This is a genomic window from Pelagibacterium sp., assembly GCF_048264985.1.
In the GTDB taxonomy this organism is placed as follows: domain Bacteria; phylum Pseudomonadota; class Alphaproteobacteria; order Rhizobiales; family Devosiaceae; genus Pelagibacterium.
In genome coordinates, this window is record NZ_JBLXCL010000019.1 from 1 (window position 1) to 17,291 (window position 17,291).

At 56.6% G+C, this 17,291-nt stretch carries 12 protein-coding genes, 1 tRNA gene and 1 pseudogene; all 14 read left to right on the plus strand.

Going from position 1 to position 17,291, the window contains the following annotated elements:
* Window positions 1-82, plus strand: a pseudogene (locus ACN0TA_RS18315) (elongation factor Tu); the annotation flags it as partial.
* Between the two features lie 118 nt (window positions 83-200).
* Window positions 201-276 (plus strand) — tRNA-Trp (locus ACN0TA_RS18320).
* Between the two features lie 238 nt (window positions 277-514).
* Window positions 515-709, plus strand: coding sequence for a preprotein translocase subunit SecE (gene secE, locus ACN0TA_RS18325; RefSeq protein WP_417585662.1), 195 nt, complete (start codon window positions 515-517; stop codon window positions 707-709).
* A gap of 35 nt (window positions 710-744) precedes the next feature.
* Window positions 745-1,275: a transcription termination/antitermination protein NusG gene (gene nusG, locus ACN0TA_RS18330; protein ID WP_417585664.1), complete on the plus strand. Its 531-nt coding sequence runs from the start codon at window positions 745-747 to the stop codon at window positions 1,273-1,275.
* Between the two features lie 127 nt (window positions 1,276-1,402).
* A complete protein-coding gene (gene rplK / locus ACN0TA_RS18335) occupies window positions 1,403-1,831 on the plus strand; it encodes a 50S ribosomal protein L11 (RefSeq protein WP_417585666.1) in 429 nt (142 codons plus the stop codon).
* 6 nt (window positions 1,832-1,837) lie between these two features.
* Entirely contained in the window at window positions 1,838-2,530 is a 693-nt protein-coding gene (gene rplA, locus ACN0TA_RS18340) for a 50S ribosomal protein L1 (RefSeq protein WP_417585668.1), read from the plus strand.
* Between the two features lie 333 nt (window positions 2,531-2,863).
* Window positions 2,864-3,382, plus strand: a complete 519-nt coding sequence (gene rplJ, locus ACN0TA_RS18345; RefSeq protein WP_417585670.1) for a 50S ribosomal protein L10 — start codon at window positions 2,864-2,866, stop codon at window positions 3,380-3,382.
* A 62-nt stretch (window positions 3,383-3,444) separates the two neighbouring features.
* Complete coding sequence (gene rplL, locus ACN0TA_RS18350; protein WP_417585672.1) at window positions 3,445-3,819, plus strand: 50S ribosomal protein L7/L12; 375 nt, start codon at window positions 3,445-3,447, stop codon at window positions 3,817-3,819.
* 269 nt (window positions 3,820-4,088) lie between these two features.
* Window positions 4,089-8,231, plus strand: coding sequence for a DNA-directed RNA polymerase subunit beta (gene rpoB / locus ACN0TA_RS18355; RefSeq protein ID WP_417585674.1), 4,143 nt, complete (start codon window positions 4,089-4,091; stop codon window positions 8,229-8,231).
* 91 nt (window positions 8,232-8,322) lie between these two features.
* Window positions 8,323-12,525 carry a DNA-directed RNA polymerase subunit beta' gene (gene rpoC / locus ACN0TA_RS18360; RefSeq protein WP_417585676.1) on the plus strand — a complete coding sequence of 1,401 codons (4,203 nt, stop codon included), beginning with the start codon at window positions 8,323-8,325 and terminating at the stop codon, window positions 12,523-12,525.
* 146 nt (window positions 12,526-12,671) lie between these two features.
* On the plus strand, window positions 12,672-13,757 hold the full coding sequence (locus ACN0TA_RS18365) for an esterase-like activity of phytase family protein (RefSeq protein ID WP_417585678.1): 1,086 nt from the start codon (window positions 12,672-12,674) through the stop codon (window positions 13,755-13,757).
* A gap of 443 nt (window positions 13,758-14,200) precedes the next feature.
* On the plus strand, window positions 14,201-14,572 hold the full coding sequence (gene rpsL / locus ACN0TA_RS18370; protein WP_041528652.1) for a 30S ribosomal protein S12: 372 nt from the start codon (window positions 14,201-14,203) through the stop codon (window positions 14,570-14,572).
* Between the two features lie 15 nt (window positions 14,573-14,587).
* Complete coding sequence (gene rpsG / locus ACN0TA_RS18375; protein ID WP_417585680.1) at window positions 14,588-15,058, plus strand: 30S ribosomal protein S7; 471 nt, start codon at window positions 14,588-14,590, stop codon at window positions 15,056-15,058.
* 12 nt (window positions 15,059-15,070) lie between these two features.
* Entirely contained in the window at window positions 15,071-17,161 is a 2,091-nt protein-coding gene (fusA, locus tag ACN0TA_RS18380) for an elongation factor G (protein ID WP_417585682.1), read from the plus strand.
* The last annotated feature ends 130 nt before the right edge of the window (window positions 17,162-17,291 follow it).

A 17,291-nucleotide genomic window follows, 5' to 3' on the forward strand; every position in this document is an offset into this window, starting at 1 on the left:
GATGGAAGAGAAGCTCCGCTTCGCCATCCGTGAAGGCGGCCGTACTGTCGGCGCCGGCGTCGTCTCCAAAATCGTCGTTTAAACGCTCCTATTTCGCTGATTTTACAAGGGCGGCCGTCGGGCCGCCCTTTCTTTTTGTCTTGAGAGCGCAAGAGGCTCTTGCGCTCGAAAACCAAGTCGACTAGACCATGGCTCGGCATAGGGGTGTAGCTCAGTTGGTAGAGCATCGGTCTCCAAAACCGAGGGCCGTGGGTTCGAGTCCCTCCGCCCCTGCCAGTCTCATTTATGAGATCTTGCGACTATTTGGTCGTTGCGCGGTTCGTTGCAAAGCGCGCCGATAGCGACAATGACGCGATCGCAGCGGCCAGTCGCATGGACCAAAAAAGATGGTCCGAGGTCTTGCCTTGAAGCCTTCCAAGGTCTAGATAAGCCACTCTTGGCCGTGCGATGCGACTCGCGCGGCAATTGCTTATGGACTTAAGCCCCAGATTTAACACCAGGTATCGAGCGGTATATGGCCCGGACTAATCCTTTTACGTTTTTTCAGCAGGTGCGTTCGGAGGTTGCCAAAGTCGTCTGGCCGACCCGGAATGAAACGCTGATCTCGACTGTGATGGTTCTGGTCATGGTGGTCTTTGCCAGCCTGTTCTTTCTGGCTGCCGACCAGATCATTCAGTTCTTTGTCGGGTTAATACTGTCCATTCGCTAAAGCGAAGCGGCGGGATCAGGAGCGAAAAAAGCAGTATGGCCAACCGTTGGTACATTGTTCAGGCGTATTCGAATTTCGAGCGCAAGGTTGCGGAAGACATCAAGCAGAAGGTTGTCTCCAACGGACTCGATCATTTGTTCGAGGATGTTCTGGTGCCGACCGAGAAGGTGACTGAAGTTCGTCGTGGTCGTAAGGTCGACGCCGAGCGCAAGTTTTTTCCCGGTTATGTGCTGGTCAAGATGGAGCTTACTGATGAAACGTTCCATCTCATCAAGAATACCCCGAAGGTTACCGGGTTCCTTGGCGCGGACAACAAGCCGCAGCCTATATCGGAGCGCGAGGCGATGAGCATTCTGCAGCAGGTGCAGGAAGGCGTCGATCGGCCAAAGCCTTCGGTTTCTTTCGAAGTGGGCGAAAACGTTCGGGTTTCCGACGGGCCCTTTGCGAGCTTCTCCGGTGTTGTCGAGGAAGTCGACGAAGAGCGTGCTCGCCTCAAGGTTGAGGTCTCGATTTTTGGCCGGCCCACGCCGGTTGAGCTGGAATACGGTCAGGTTGAAAAAGTCTGATCGCTTGCGCTCTGCTTGCAGGGCGAATGATGTGTGGAAGAGGGCGGTGGTTGCCATCCATCGGTCAAGCCTCGGACCACGCCGTCACCAAATGGCCGTTTTGGCGGTCTATTGAAAGGAACGTAGCATGGCAAAAAAAATTATTGGCTATATCAAGTTGCAGGTGCCTGCCGGCTCCGCGACTCCGTCGCCCCCGATCGGACCGGCTCTCGGTCAGCGCGGTCTGAACATCATGGAATTCTGCAAGGCCTTTAACGCGGCTACGCAGGAGATGGAAAAAGGTGCTCCGATTCCGGTCGTGATCACGGCTTTCGCCGACAAGAGTTTCACTTTCGAGATGAAACTGCCGCCGGTGACATACTTCATCAAGAAGGCAATCAACCTTAAGTCCGGATCGAAAAAACCGGGTCACGACAGCGCCGGGAAATTGACCGAGGCGCAGGTGCGTGACATTGCCGAGAAGAAGATGAAGGACCTCAACGCCGATACCGTTGAAGCCGCAATGAGCATGGTTGAGGGCTCTGCCCGTTCCATGGGTCTCCAGGTCGAAGGGTAATCGGATATGACCAAGATCGCAAAGCGCACCAAGCAGGTTCGTGACGGTATCGACCGCAAGAAGCTTTATGGCATCGATGAAGCCATCAAGATGGTCAAAGAGCGTGCTACTGCAAAGTTCGATGAAACTGTCGAAGTCGCAATGAATTTGGGTGTTGACCCTCGCCACGCCGACCAGATGGTCCGCGGTGTTGTCAATCTGCCCAATGGTACTGGCAAGACCGTTCGCGTCGCCGTGTTCGCCAAGGATGCCAAGGCTGATGAAGCCAAGGCAGCCGGTGCCGATATTGTCGGCGCTGACGACCTGGCCGAAGAAATCCAAAAGGGCAACATCAATTTCGATCGCTGCATTGCGACACCGGACATGATGCCGCTCGTTGGACGTCTGGGTAAGATTCTTGGCCCGCGCAACCTGATGCCAAACCCTAAGGTTGGCACAGTGACCCCCGATGTCGCCGGCGCCGTTAAGGCTGCCAAGGGCGGTGCTGTGGAGTTCCGTGTAGAAAAGGCCGGTATCATTCATGCCGGTATTGGTAAGGCCTCCTTTACGGAAGCGCAGCTTGTCGAAAACATCAAGGCGTTGACTGACGCTGTTTCCAAGGCAAAGCCCGCGGGCGCCAAGGGAACTTATGTCAAGCGTGTCGCCGTTTCCTCGACAATGGGCGCTGGCGTTCATGTCGATCCGTCGTCGGTAAACTAGGACCGATAGCGAAACCAATTTCGGGCGGTTCCGGCTGCCCGAGATGCCCAAAAGGGAGAATATCCCTTTTGGGTAAAGTCCTGTCCGAGACTGTGTGGTGATGGCGGCTTGCCATCCTAATTGCCGGGGGCTCCCGGTGGCCACCAATAGATGGGGTGATGACCGGACGAGATTTTCGCAGAAATGCGGCTCGTTTTGGTTTGAACCGAACTGGTCTTTCGGGTTCGCCCGATCAACCGGTTTACAGGCGCTGCACCCGCCGTTCCCATGGGAACGGCTAATTGCAACGGGTTCGGTCCGCTGTGGATCGAGCCTAACTCGTGGAGAGTAGCAGTGGATAGAGCGGAAAAAGCTGAGGTCGTCTCCTCGCTCCAGCAGGCGTTTGCCGGCTCGGGCGCGGTTGTCGTCGCTCACTATACCGGTCTTTCTGTGTCTGACTTCGAAAAGCTGCGTGTGCAGATGAAGCAGGCCGGGGGACAGGTTAAGGTCGCAAAGAACCGCCTTGCCAAGCTCGCTCTTAAAGACACCGAAACTGCGGATATCTCGGACATCCTTACGGGTCCGACGGTCCTTGCCTATTCGGAAGATCCCATCACGGCGCCTAAAGTCGCCAAAAAGTTCGCCGATTCGAACTCCAAGTTCGTGATCCTCGGCGGCGCAATGGGGTCGACCGCTCTGGACGCCGATGGCGTCAAGGCGCTGGCTGATCTGCCTTCGCTCGACGAACTGCGTGCCAAGCTCGCTGGCCTTCTGGTCCAGCCTGCGACGAATATCGCACGTCTTGCCAAGGAACCGGGCGCTTCTGTCGCCCGCGTTATCTCCGCGTATTCGGATAAGGGCGCTGCCGCGTAACGCGCGTTCACGACCCCATTCCACGGTTCAAACTGAAACCTAAACTTATAGAGGCTTATCAAATGGCTGATCTTGCTAAACTCGTAGACGACCTGTCTGCATTGACCATCCTGGAAGCTTCCGAGCTTTCCAAGATGCTCGAAGAAAAGTGGGGCGTTTCTGCCGCCGCTCCTGTTGCTGTTGCCGCTGCTGGCGGCGGCGCACCTGCCGCAGCTGCTGAAGAGCAGACTGAATTTGACGTGATCCTGACCGGCGCTGGCGATCAGAAGATCAACGTCATCAAGGAAGTTCGTGGCATCACTGGCCTCGGCCTGAAGGAAGCCAAGGACCTCGTCGAAGGCGCTCCTAAGGCTGTCAAGGAAGGTGTCAACAAGGCGGAAGCCGAAGACATCAAGGCAAAGCTCGAAGCAGCTGGTGCCAAGGTTGAACTCAAGTAGTTCAATCCATCTTTTCGGGATGGCCACCGGGCCATCCCGTTTCCCGCTTCCTGCTTAACGGAATGCGGACGTCACCCGAAAGCCAGTTTGGCAGGGCAGGGCGGAAGTTGCGGAACAAGGTGGATGTTCGCTCCAGGCACTTACTGCCGGATGATGCCACCAGAAAAGATATAACGTCATAAAGGGCACCTGTTCAAAGAACCGACGGCTGATTGTCGATTCTTTGAACAGCTGCCTCCGAGACATTCCAGACGAGAGGAAACGGGTACATGGCTACCACGTTCAACGGGCGCCGCAAGGTGCGCAAGTCCTTTGGGTCAATTCGTGAAGTCACGGAGATGCCGAACCTGATCGAGGTGCAAAAAGCGTCTTACGATCAGTTCCTGATGGTCGATGAGCCCGAAGGTGGGCGAGGCGACGAAGGCCTCCAGTCGGTCTTCAGGTCGGTTTTCCCGATTACGGATTTCTCCAATACGGCATCTCTCGAATTCGTTCGTTTCGAATTCGAACAGCCCAAATACGATGTCGAAGAATGCCGCCAGCGCGACATGACTTTTGCTGCGCCGCTGAAAGTGACGCTTCGGCTTATTGTCTTTGAGGTCGACGAAGACACGGGCGCTCGCTCGGTCAAGGACATCAAGGAACAGGACGTCTATATGGGCGATATGCCCTTCATGACGACCAACGGTACGTTTATCGTGAACGGCACCGAGCGCGTTATCGTATCCCAGATGCATCGTTCGCCTGGTGTGTTCTTCGATCACGATAAGGGCAAGACCCACTCGTCGGGCAAGCTCTTGTTTGCAGCACGCATCATTCCTTACCGCGGATCTTGGCTCGATATCGAATTCGATGCCAAGGATGTCGTCTATGCGCGTATCGATCGTCGCCGTAAGATTCCGGTTACTTCGCTTCTCAAGGCGCTTGGCCTCGACGCGGAAGAAATCCTCGACACCTATTATGACATTCAGTCCTACACCAAGAGTGAAAAGGGCTGGAACAAGCCGTTCGACGCCGAGAAAATGAAGGGTACCAAGCCCCTTCATGACCTTATCGATGCCAAGACCGGCACCGTAGTCCACGAAGGTGGAGCGCGCCTTACCGCTCGTGCCGCAAAGAAGATTGTGGAATCCGGTGTGACCCATCTGTTGGCCACCAACGAAGATCTTTACGGCATGTATCTTGCCCGCGATATCGTCGATCTTGCTAACGGGGAGATCTTTGCCGAAGCGGGCGATGAGATCGACGAAAAGGTTCTTGAGACGCTTGTCGAGAAGGGCTTTGACGATCTGCCAATCCTCGATATCGACCACATCAACGTTGGTGCGTATATCCGCAACACGCTTGCCATAGACAAGAACGAAAGCCGCGAAGACGCGCTGTTCGACATCTATCGCGTTATGCGTCCGGGTGAACCCCCCACCATCGAAACTGCCGAAGCGATGTTCAACTCGCTGTTCTTTGACAGTGAGCGGTACGACCTTTCCGCTGTTGGTCGTGTAAAGATGAACATGCGTCTCGACCTCGATGCGCCTGACACCATGCGTGTTTTGCGCAAGGAGGACATTGTTGCAGTCGTTCGCACGCTCGTTGAGTTGCGCGACGGTAAGGGCGACATCGATGACATCGATAACCTCGGCAACCGTCGTGTGCGGTCGGTGGGCGAATTGATGGAAAACCACTATCGCCTCGGCTTGCTGCGTATGGAACGCGCAATCAAGGAGCGTATGAGCTCGGTTGAAATCGATACTGTCATGCCCCAGGACCTCATCAACGCCAAGCCGGCAGCGGCTGCGGTGCGCGAGTTCTTTGGTTCGTCCCAGCTCAGCCAGTTCATGGATCAGACGAATCCGCTTTCGGAAATCACTCACAAGCGTCGCCTTTCGGCGCTTGGGCCGGGCGGTCTGACCCGCGAGCGAGCAGGCTTTGAAGTCCGCGACGTTCACGTGACCCATTATGGCCGTATCTGCCCGATCGAAACGCCGGAAGGCCCGAACATCGGTCTGATCAATTCGCTGGCCACCTTTGCGCGCGTCAACAAGTACGGGTTCATCGAGACCCCGTACCGCAAGGTCGTGGACGGCAAGGTGACCGACGAGGTCGTCTATCTCTCGGCAATGGAAGAAGCCAAGCACCACGTTGCCCAGGCTAATGCCACGCTGAGCGACGAGGGCGAGTTCGTGAACGAGCTGGTCGTGGCCCGTCACGCCGGTGAGCCTTCGCTCACTCCGCGTGAAATGGTCGATCTGATGGATGTTTCGCCCAAGCAGGTTGTCTCGGTTGCCGCTTCGCTCATCCCGTTCCTGGAAAACGACGACGCCAACCGCGCTCTGATGGGCTCGAACATGCAGCGTCAGGCCGTGCCGCTTCTGCGTGCCGAGGCTCCGTTCGTGGGCACAGGCATGGAAGCTGTCGTGGCTCGCGACTCGGGGGCCGCGATTGGCGCCCTGCGCACCGGTATCGTCGATCAGGTGGATGCGACCCGTATCGTTATCCGCGCGACCGAAGAGAACGATGCGTCCAAGTCCGGTGTCGACATCTACAACCTCATGAAGTTCCAGCGTTCCAACCAGTCGACCTGCATCAATCAGCGTCCACTGGTTGTGGTTGGCGATCATGTTCAGGCTGGCGACATTATTGCTGACGGTCCTTCGACCGAATTGGGTGATCTCGCTCTTGGCCGTAACGTGCTTGTCGCGTTTATGCCTTGGAATGGCTACAACTTCGAAGATTCGATCCTGCTTTCCGAAAAGATCGTCCAGGACGACGTCTTCACCTCGATCCACATCGAGGAATATGAAGTGATGGCCCGCGATACCAAGCTCGGACCGGAAGAAATCACTCGCGACATTCCCAACGTTTCGGAAGAAGCGCTGAAAAATCTCGACGAAGCCGGTATCGTTCACATTGGTGCCGAAGTTCAGGCGGGCGATATTCTCGTCGGTAAAATCACCCCCAAGGGTGAAAGCCCGATGACGCCGGAAGAAAAGCTTCTGCGTGCCATCTTTGGTGAGAAGGCATCGGACGTTCGCGACACCTCACTGCGTATCCCTCCTGGGGACGGCGGCATCGTCGTTGAAGTCCGGGTGTTCAACCGTCACGGCATTGATAAAGATGAACGTGCCATGGCGATCGAGCGTGAGGAAATCGAGCGCCTTGCGAAAGACCGTGATGACGAACAGTCGATCCTCGACCGGAACGTTTATGCACGTCTCAAGGAAATGTTGTTCGGTAAAGCCGCTACGACCGGTCCCAAGGGCTATGTTGCTGGAACCAAGCTCAATGACTCCATCTTTGATGCGCATGCGCGGTCGAAGTGGTGGCAGTTTGCTGTCGAAGACGACAAGCTGATGAGTGAGATCGAATCCCTTCAAGGCCAGTACGACGAGAGCCGTCGTTTGCTCGAGCAGCGGTTCATCGACAAGGTCGACAAGCTCCAGCGTGGTGACGAGTTGCCGCCAGGCGTCATGAAGATGGTTAAAGTCTTCGTTGCGACCAAGCGTAAAGTTCAGTCGGGCGATAAAATGGCCGGCCGTCACGGCAACAAGGGTGTTATCTCGCGCATCATGCCGGTGGAAGATATGCCGTTCCTTGAGGACGGTACCCACGTGGACATCGTGCTCAATCCGCTGGGTGTGCCTTCGCGCATGAACGTCGGTCAGATTCTTGAGACGCATCTTGGTTGGGCAGCCCGTGGTATGGGCCGGAAGATCGACGCCATGATGCAGGCCTATCGTCAGTCAAAGGACGTCGAGCCTCTTAAGAAGGAACTGGGCGGGCTTTACGAGGGTGACGACTATGTCGGCGACCTCGACGATGATGGCATTGTTCGTCTGGGCCAGCAGTTGTCGAAGGGCGTTTCCATCGCAACACCGGTTTTCGACGGCGCGAAGGAAGCTGATATTGTCACCATGCTCGAAAGGGCAGGGCTGGACGGATCGGGTCAGTCGACACTTTACGACGGCCGTACCGGTGAAGAGTTCGACCGCAAGGTTACAGTGGGCTACATCTACATGCTCAAGCTGCACCACCTTGTTGACGACAAGATCCACGCTCGTTCGATCGGTCCGTACAGCTTGGTTACCCAGCAGCCGCTTGGTGGTAAGGCCCAGTTCGGTGGTCAGCGCTTCGGTGAAATGGAAGTGTGGGCACTTGAAGCTTACGGTGCCGCTTACACCTTGCAGGAAATGCTGACGGTCAAGTCCGATGACGTTGCCGGTCGTACAAAGGTCTACGAAGCCATCGTTCGTGGCGACGACACCTTCGAAGCGGGCATCCCCGAGAGCTTTAACGTTCTCGTCAAGGAAATCCGTTCGCTCGGCCTTAACGTCGAGCTGACCGACATCGAAGCGGACAACGACGAGGCCGGTGGCGACCCCGAACTCGCACCTCCTGCGGATGCGGCGGAATAATCCGCCGCTCCCATATGAACCGATGCTTTTGGCCCAATAGGGCGGTGCGCAATACGAATGCTGCACCGTCCGGGTCCCAAGGAGAGACACGATGAATCATCATCAGCACGTCATGGATCCGTTCAACTCGCAGGCGGCTGCGCCGACTTTCGATCAGATCAAGATCAATATCGCGAGTCCGGAGAAGATCCTGTCGTGGTCTTACGGCGAAATCAAAAAGCCTGAGACCATTAACTACCGTACGTTCAAGCCCGAGCGTGATGGCCTGTTCTGCGCGCGTATCTTTGGCCCGACCAAGGATTACGAATGCCTTTGCGGCAAGTACAAGCGCATGAAGTTCAAGGGCGTCATCTGCGAAAAGTGCGGTGTTGAAGTCACCCTTAGCCGCGTGCGTCGTGAGCGAATGGGCCATATCGAACTGGCAGCGCCCGTCGCGCATATCTGGTTCCTGAAGTCTCTGCCGAGCCGCATCTCGCAGCTGCTCGACATGACGTTGAAAGATGTCGAACGCATTCTCTATTTCGAGAATTACGTCGTCATCGAGCCGGGTCTTACCCCATTCAGCCAGCACCAGCTGGTCACTGAAGAGGAGTATCTCGACGCTCAGGACAATTACGGTCCGGATGCTTTTACCGCCATGATCGGCGCTGAAGCCGTGCGCGAAATGCTGGCTGCTCTGGATCTCGAAAAGCTCGCCGCCGATCTGCGCGTCGAGATTGCCGAGGCGACCACAGAGCTCAAGCCAAAGAAGCTGGCCAAGCGCCTCAAAATTGTAGAGCAGTTCATTGTTTCGGGTAACAAACCTGAATGGATGATCATGACCGTCATACCGGTCATCCCGCCCGAGTTGCGCCCGCTGGTTCCGCTCGATGGCGGCCGGTTTGCGACCTCGGATCTGAATGATCTCTATCGCCGCGTCATCAATCGTAATAATCGGTTGAAGCGCCTGATCGAGCTGCGTGCGCCCGACATCATCATCCGCAATGAAAAGCGGATGCTGCAGGAGGCTGTCGATGCACTGTTCGATAATGGCCGGCGTGGCCGCACCATCACTGGTGCCAATAAGCGCCCGCTCAAGTCGCTCTCGGATATGCTCAAGGGCAAGCAGGGCCGTTTCCGTCAGAACCTGCTCGGCAAGCGCGTCGATTATTCGGGCCGTTCGGTTATTACCGTGGGTCCGGAACTCAAGCTGCACCAGTGTGGTCTGCCCAAGAAGATGGCGCTCGAGCTGTTCAAGCCCTTCATCTATTCGCGTCTCGACGCGAAAGGCCTGAGCTCGACCGTCAAGCAAGCCAAAAAGCTCGTTGAAAAGGAAAAACCCGAAGTCTGGGATATCCTTGACGAAGTCATCCGTGAGCACCCGGTTCTTCTCAACCGTGCGCCGACGCTTCACCGTCTGGGCATTCAGGCCTTTGAACCGATCCTTATCGAAGGTAAGGCAATTCAGCTTCATCCGCTGGTCTGTGCCGCGTTCAACGCCGACTTTGACGGCGATCAGATGGCTGTTCACGTGCCTCTGTCGCTGGAAGCGCAGCTTGAAGCACGCGTTTTGATGATGTCGACCAACAACATCCTGCACCCTGCCAACGGACAGCCGATCATCGTGCCGTCTCAGGATATCGTGCTCGGACTGTACTACGTGTCGATCATCGCTGATGGCGAACCCGGTGAAGGCATGGCGTTCTCGTCGATGTCGGAACTCGAGCACGCGCTTGAGAACAAGTCGGTTACACTGCACACCAAGATCAAGGGCCGGATCAAGGCCGTCGATGCCGAAGGTAATACGTCAACTTCGATTATCGAGACCACGCCGGGACGCATGATGCTGGGGCAGATTTTGCCCAAGACTGTGCCGTACGAGGTGGTTAACCAGCTCATGACCAAGAAGAACATCTCGAAGGTCATCGACACGGTCTATCGTGCATGCGGCCAGAAAGAGACTGTGATCTTCTGTGACCGCGTCATGGATCTCGGTTTCAAGCAAGCCTGCCGTGCCGGCATTTCGTTCGGCAAGGATGACATGGTCATCCCAGATACCAAGGCCAAGATTGTGGGTGATACCCGCAAGCAGGTTGAGGAATTTGAACAGCAGTACAACGACGGCTTGATCACCCATGGTGAGAAGTACAACAAAGTTGTCGATGCCTGGGCAAAGTGTGGTGACAAGGTCGCCGAAGAGATGATGAAGCGCATCTCGGCCCACGAAAAAGACGCCAATGGTCGGTCCAAGCAGATTAACTCGGTCTATATGATGAGCCATTCCGGCGCCCGTGGTTCGGTCGCCCAGATGAAGCAGCTTGCGGGTATGCGTGGCCTTATGGCCAAGCCGTCCGGTGAGATCATCGAGACACCTGTTATTTCTAACTTTAAGGAAGGCCTGACCGTTCTCGAGTACTTTAACTCGACGCACGGTGCCCGTAAGGGTCTGGCTGACACTGCCTTGAAGACTGCGAACTCGGGTTATCTGACACGCCGTCTTGTGGACGTCGCTCAGGATGCCATCATCACTGAGGACGACTGCGGCACCGAACGCGGTCTGACCATGGAGCCGATCATCGACTCCGGTCAGGTTGTTGCTTCGCTCGGCCAGCGGATCCTTGGCCGTGTTGCAGCCGACGACATCATGGTACCTGGCACTGACGACGTCATTGTTGCCAAGGGCACACTGATGGACGAGGCCGATGTCGAGAAGGTGGAGACTGCTAAGGTGCAGTCGGTGCGCATTCGCTCGCCGCTGACCTGCGATGTCCGCCAGGGCACTTGTGCGACGTGCTATGGCCGTGACCTTGCCCGTGGTACGCCTGTCAACATGGGTGAAGCCGTTGGCGTTATTGCCGCTCAGTCGATCGGTGAGCCAGGTACTCAGCTGACGATGCGTACGTTCCACATTGGTGGTACGGCTCAGGTTGTTGATAACTCCTATCTCGAGGCTGGTGCTGAAGGTAAAATCACCTTCCGCAACAAGAACATTGCGACCAACTCCGATGGACACATCGTGGTCATGGGGCGTAACGTTTCGATTGTGATCGTTGATGCCGAAGGCAAAGAACGCTCAGTGCATAAGCTTGGCTACGGCTCGCGCTTGCGCGTCAAGGAAGGCGATCAGGTCAAGCGCAGCCAGCGTTTGGCGGAATGGGATCCGTACACTCGTCCCGTTCTGACGGAAGTTGAGGGTGAGGTGATCTTCGAAGATCTGGTCGATGGGGCTTCGGTCTCCGAGCAGACTGACGAAACTACTGGCTTCACCAAGCGTCTGGTCATTGACTGGCGGTCGAGCCAGCGTGGCGACGGTCTCAAGCCCGCCATTGCTGTTGGTGCGCAGGGTCAGGCCTTCAAGACCGAGCGTGGTTCTGACGCACGGTACCTGATGAGCGTGGACGCTGTTATCGCTGTGGAACCGGGGACACGCGTTGCTCAAGGTGACGTACTTGCTCGTATTCCGCTCGAAAGTGCCAAGACCAAGGACATCACGGGCGGCCTGCCGCGTGTGGCCGAACTGTTCGAGGCTCGTCGTCCGAAGGATCACGCGATCATTGCCGAACTCGATGGTACGATCCGCTTCGGTCGCGACTACAAGAACAAGCGCCGCATCATCATCGAGCCGACCGACGAGACGCTCGAGCCAGTGGAGTACCTGATCCCGAAAGGTAAGCCGTTCCATCTGCAGGAAGGCGATCCGATCGAGAAGGGCGAGTATATTCTGGATGGCAATCCGGCCCCGCACGACATCCTTGCGATCAAGGGCGTCGAGGAACTGGCACGCTATCTCGTCAACGAGATCCAGGAAGTCTATCGCCTGCAGGGCGTGTTGATCAACGACAAGCACATCGAGGTGATCGTTCGCCAGATGCTGCAGAAGGTCGAGATCACCGAGCCCGGCGAATCCGGTCTGCTCAAGGAAGAGCAGCTTGATCGGATCGATCTGGACGAACTCAACGAGCAGCTCGTTGCCGATGGCAAGAAGCCTGCAGTGGCCGTTCCGGTCCTGCTCGGCATCACCAAGGCATCGCTGCAGACCCGTTCGTTCGTGTCGGCTGCCTCGTTCCAGGAAACCACACGCGTCCTCACCGAGGCTGCGGTTTCCGGCAAGGCGGATCTGCTCGAAGGCCTCAAGGAAAACGTCATCGTCGGCCGCCTTATCCCGGCGGGTACAGGTGCGCGTATTTCCAACGTGCGCCAGATCGCGACCAAGCGTGACGATCTCATTCTGGACGAGCGGCGCCGTCAGGCTGAAACGGTTGCCATTCCGGCGCCCGTAGCCATGCCAGCCGCACCGGACTCGCCAGCCGAGTAATCGGACTTGCGCCAAGAATTGAGAATGGGGGCTTCGGCCCCCATTTTTGTTGGTGGGCACAGTCACCGAAAGTTCACCCTATCGTCATCGGAGCTTTGCGTGTCGCGGTCAGGAACCGGAGGCTAAACACCAACCGGAGACTTCCGATGCGCATTTCTTGCGGGGCCACGCTTTCGCTGGCCGTTCTTTCTTTCGCTTCGTCGGCCTTGGCCCAGACGCCCGAGCAGCCCGTGTTTCTCGACGAGATCGTTCTGCCCACCGAACTGAGACTGGACGGGGTGCAGTTCGGCGGCATTTCCGGGCTTGATTACGATGCGGCCAATGACGTCTTTTACGCCATCTCCGACGACCGGGCGCAGAACGGCCCAGCGCGCTTTTATACGATCAAACTGGCGCTGGACGGCAGCGAGATCGCCGGGCTCGATATCGCATCGACCCATGAGCTCCTCAATGCCGAGGGGCAGAGCTTTGCCGCTGGCTCGGTCGATCCTGAGAGCATTCGTTTTGTTGCGGACACGGGCACGATCCTGTGGAGCAGCGAAGGCAATGCCGATGGCGCGCCGGAGATTTTTGAAGCCGATCTCGATGGCAATGTGGTGCGTACATTCGATGTGCCGGCAGCATATATTCCCGACGCTGATGGCAAGGGCATCTATGGCAACCAGGCCTTCGAAAGCCTGAGCCTTTCGGTCGATGGAGCGAGCATTCTGGTCGGCACCGAGAACGGGCTGATGCAGGATGGCGACAAGGCAACGCTCGAAGCCGGCAGCCCCTCGCGCGTAGCGGTTTTCGACCGGGAAAGCGGCGAACTGATCGCCGAGTACATTTATCAGACCGACCCGATCCGCGCGCCCTCGACAGAGGAGCCGCATTACAATGACAATGGTCTTTCCGAGTTTCTGGCGCTTGACGAAAACAGGATCATTGCGGTCGAGCGGACCTTCGCAAGCGGCTATGGCAACGAGATTGCGTTCTATATCGCCACGCTCGAAGGCGCCGACGATGTTACGGGCCTCGAGACGATCGCGGGTGGTGATGTCACCCCCATGGACAAGCAACACTGGTTCACTCTTGCCGAGGGCGATTTCGGCCTCGATGTCGACAACATCGAATCCATCAGCTGGGGACCGGATGTCGATGGTAACCGCACGCTTCTGATCGCCTCGGACAACAACTTCAACCGCGCCGGCCAGTTCACCCAGTTCGTGCTGCTGGCGGCTCCCGGGCTCTAGAAGGATTCGGACAGGAATCGCGGGGAGGGGCCTTCGGGCCCTTCTCCTTTTCGACCGGGCCAGTGGGCTCTTGAAAATTGGGATCTGCCGGGCCATATCCGGCCCTGCGCTGGGTGCAGGGCAGGGGTTCAGCCGCCAATCAGGCTTTTTTCCCCGGAAAGTCTTGACGATTCTGAATCAACGCAGTAATACCCGCCCTACCTAAGCGGTCGGTCGTGACCAGACACCGAATGTGAAGCGCCCAATGCGACACATTCAAGTCGGTCAAACACACTGTCGGGTAGTTAGATGCAACAAGTCTTGGGCGCATGATTGCTTCCGTTTTGGAGGTGATCCTCTGCATTCATGGCGCCACCGGCTCTCTCTGAGGCCGGGTGGGCGCTGCTCGCTTGTTATGTCGAACAGGTTTTTGTTTGTACGGATGAAAAGAGGGTTCGAGCGATATGCCGACCATTAATCAGCTGATCCGCAAGCCCCGGCAGGCCAAGCCGAAGCGGAACAAAGTTCCGGCGATGGAGGCCAACCCGCAGAAGCGCGGTGTTTGCACGCGTGTCTATACAACGACACCAAAAAAGCCGAACTCGGCTCTGCGTCGTGTAGCCAAGGTGCGCCTGGTCAATCAGCGTGAAGTTATTACCTATATCCCCGGCGAGGGGCACAACCTCCAGGAGCACTCCGTCGTGTTGATCCGCGGCGGCCGTGTGCGCGACCTTCCGGGCGTGCGCTATCACGTGCTGCGCGGCGTTCTGGATACCCAGTCGGTGAAGGATCGCAAGCAGCGCCGTTCGAAGTACGGCGCCAAGCGGCCGAAATAAGGAGATCTGTGAGCAATGTCCCGTCGGCATAGTGCAGAAAAGCGTGAGATTAACCCGGATCCCAAATTTGGCGATCTGGTTGTCTCCAAATTTATGAACTCGCTCATGAAGGATGGCAAAAAGTCGTCCGCTGAGAGCATCGTCTATGGCGCGTTCGAAGTAATCGAAGAGCGGACCAAGCAGGACCCGATCCAGGTCTTTCACGGTGCTCTTGAGAACATTCGTCCTGCCGTTGAAGTTCGTTCGCGTCGCGTTGGCGGTGCTACGTATCAGGTGCCGGTTGAAGTGCGCACCGAGCGTCAGCAGGCTCTGGCTATTCGCTGGCTGATCGATGCCGCTCGTAAGCGCGGTGAGCAGACCATGGTTGGTCGTCTTTCGGGCGAACTCATGGATGCTGTCAATGGGCGTGGTCAGGCCGTGAAGAAGCGTGAAGACACGCATCGTATGGCTGATGCCAACCGTGCATTCTCGCACTACCGCTGGTAAGGAGAGACAAGCATGGCTCGCGAATACAAGCTCGAAGATTACCGCAATTTCGGCATCATGGCGCACATCGATGCTGGTAAAACCACGACGACCGAACGTATTCTGTTCTACACCGGCAAAAGTCATAAGATCGGTGAAGTTCATGATGGCGCAGCCACCATGGATTGGATGGAGCAGGAGCAGGAGCGTGGTATTACGATCACGTCCGCTGCGACAACCACGTTCTGGCAGGGCCGTGACGGCAAGAAGCGTCGCTTCAACATCATTGATACGCCGGGCCACGTGGATTTCACCATCGAAGTTGAGCGTTCGCTGCGCGTGCTTGACGGTGCTGTCGCGCTTCTCGATGCCAATGCCGGTGTTGAGCCGCAGACTGAAACTGTCTGGCGTCAAGCCGATAAGTATGCGGTTCCGCGGCTGATCTTCGTCAACAAGATGGACAAGATCGGTGCCGATTTCTATCGCTCGGTCGAGATGGTTGAAAAGCGCCTCGGCGCTAAGCCTGTTGTGCTTCAGTTGCCTATCGGTGCTGAAAGCGAATTTGTAGGCGTTGTCGATCTTATTGAGATGAGAGCCTACGTATGGGACGGCGAAGAGCTCGGTGCTAAGTGGGAAATCGTTGATATCCCGGCCGATCTCAAGGATCGTGCTGAGGAATACCGCGAGCAGATGATCGAGGCTGCCGTCGAACTCGACGAAGCTGCGATGGAAGCATACCTCGAAGGCACAATGCCCGACAACGACACCATTCGGAAGCTGCTCCGCAAGGGCATCATCCGCAATGACTTCTTTGGTGTCCTTTGTGGTTCAGCCTTTAAGAATAAGGGGGTGCAGCCGCTTCTTGATGCAGTGGTTGATTTCCTGCCAGCGCCAAACGACATTGAAGCCATTCGTGGTATCGATGCCAAGACCGAAGAGCCGATCGAGCGTCATGCTGACGATGAAGAGCCTTTGTCGATGCTGGCATTCAAGATCGCCAATGACCCCCACATGGGTTCGCTGACGTTCTGCCGCGTCTATTCGGGCAAGCTTGAAGCCGGTGCGCAGCTCCAGAACACGGTCAAGGACAAGCGCGAGCGTGTCGGCCGGATGTTCCAGATGCACTCCAATAGCCGCGAGCAGATCTCCGAAGCTTATGCGGGTGATATCGTTGCAATCGTTGGTCTCAAGGATACAACGACAGGCGATACGCTTTGCGTGCCGAGCAGTCAGGTTATCCTGGAGCGGATGATTTTCCCGGATCCGGTTATCGATATCGCTGTTGAGCCGAAGTCAAAGGCTGACCAGGAAAAGATGGGTCTTGCTCTGCAGCGTCTCGCTGCTGAGGATCCCTCGTTCCGCGTCAAGTCAGACGAAGAATCCGGTCAGACGATCATTTCAGGCATGGGCGAGCTTCACCTCGACATTCTTGTTGATCGTATGAAGCGGGAATTCAAGGTTGAGGCCAATATTGGTCAGCCGCAGGTTGCTTATCGCGAGACAATCACGCGTTCCGCGGACATCGATTACACCCACAAGAAGCAGTCGGGTGGCTCGGGCCAGTTCGCTCGCGTCAAGCTGACGATCGAGCCGAACGAAGTTGGCGCTGGCTTTACTTTCGAAAGCAAGATTGTCGGTGGTTCGGTGCCGAAGGAATACATCCCGGGCGTTTCGAAAGGTATCGAATCTGTCATGGGTGCCGGTATCCTGGCAGGCTTCCCGATTGTGGATGTTAAGGCCACGCTGACTGATGGTGCTTACCACGACGTCGACTCATCGGTTCTGGCCTTTGAGATCGCTGGCCGTGCCGCGTTTCGTGAAGGGCTGCAGAAGGCTTCGGCCAAGCTGCTTGAGCCTATCATGAAGGTTGAAGTGACGACCCCTGAAGACTACATGGGCGACGTTATTGGCGACCTGAACTCGCGCCGTGGGCAGATCCAGGGCACTGAAAGCCGCGGTGTCGTACAGGTAGTGAATGCCTTTGTGCCGCTGGCCAACATGTTTGGTTATGTGAACTCGCTGCGCTCGATGAGCCAGGGGCGTGCACAGTACACCATGGTGTTCGATCATTACGAGCAGGTGCCTCAGGCGGTTGCTGATGAAGTTCAGGCGAAATACGCCTAGTTGAAAACTAATTACTCAGCAGCTCTGGGGCTGTCTGAAGATGGAGATATGTGATGGGCAAGGAAAAATTTTCGCGCAACAAGCCGCACTGCAACATCGGCACGATTGGTCACGTTGACCATGGGAAGAC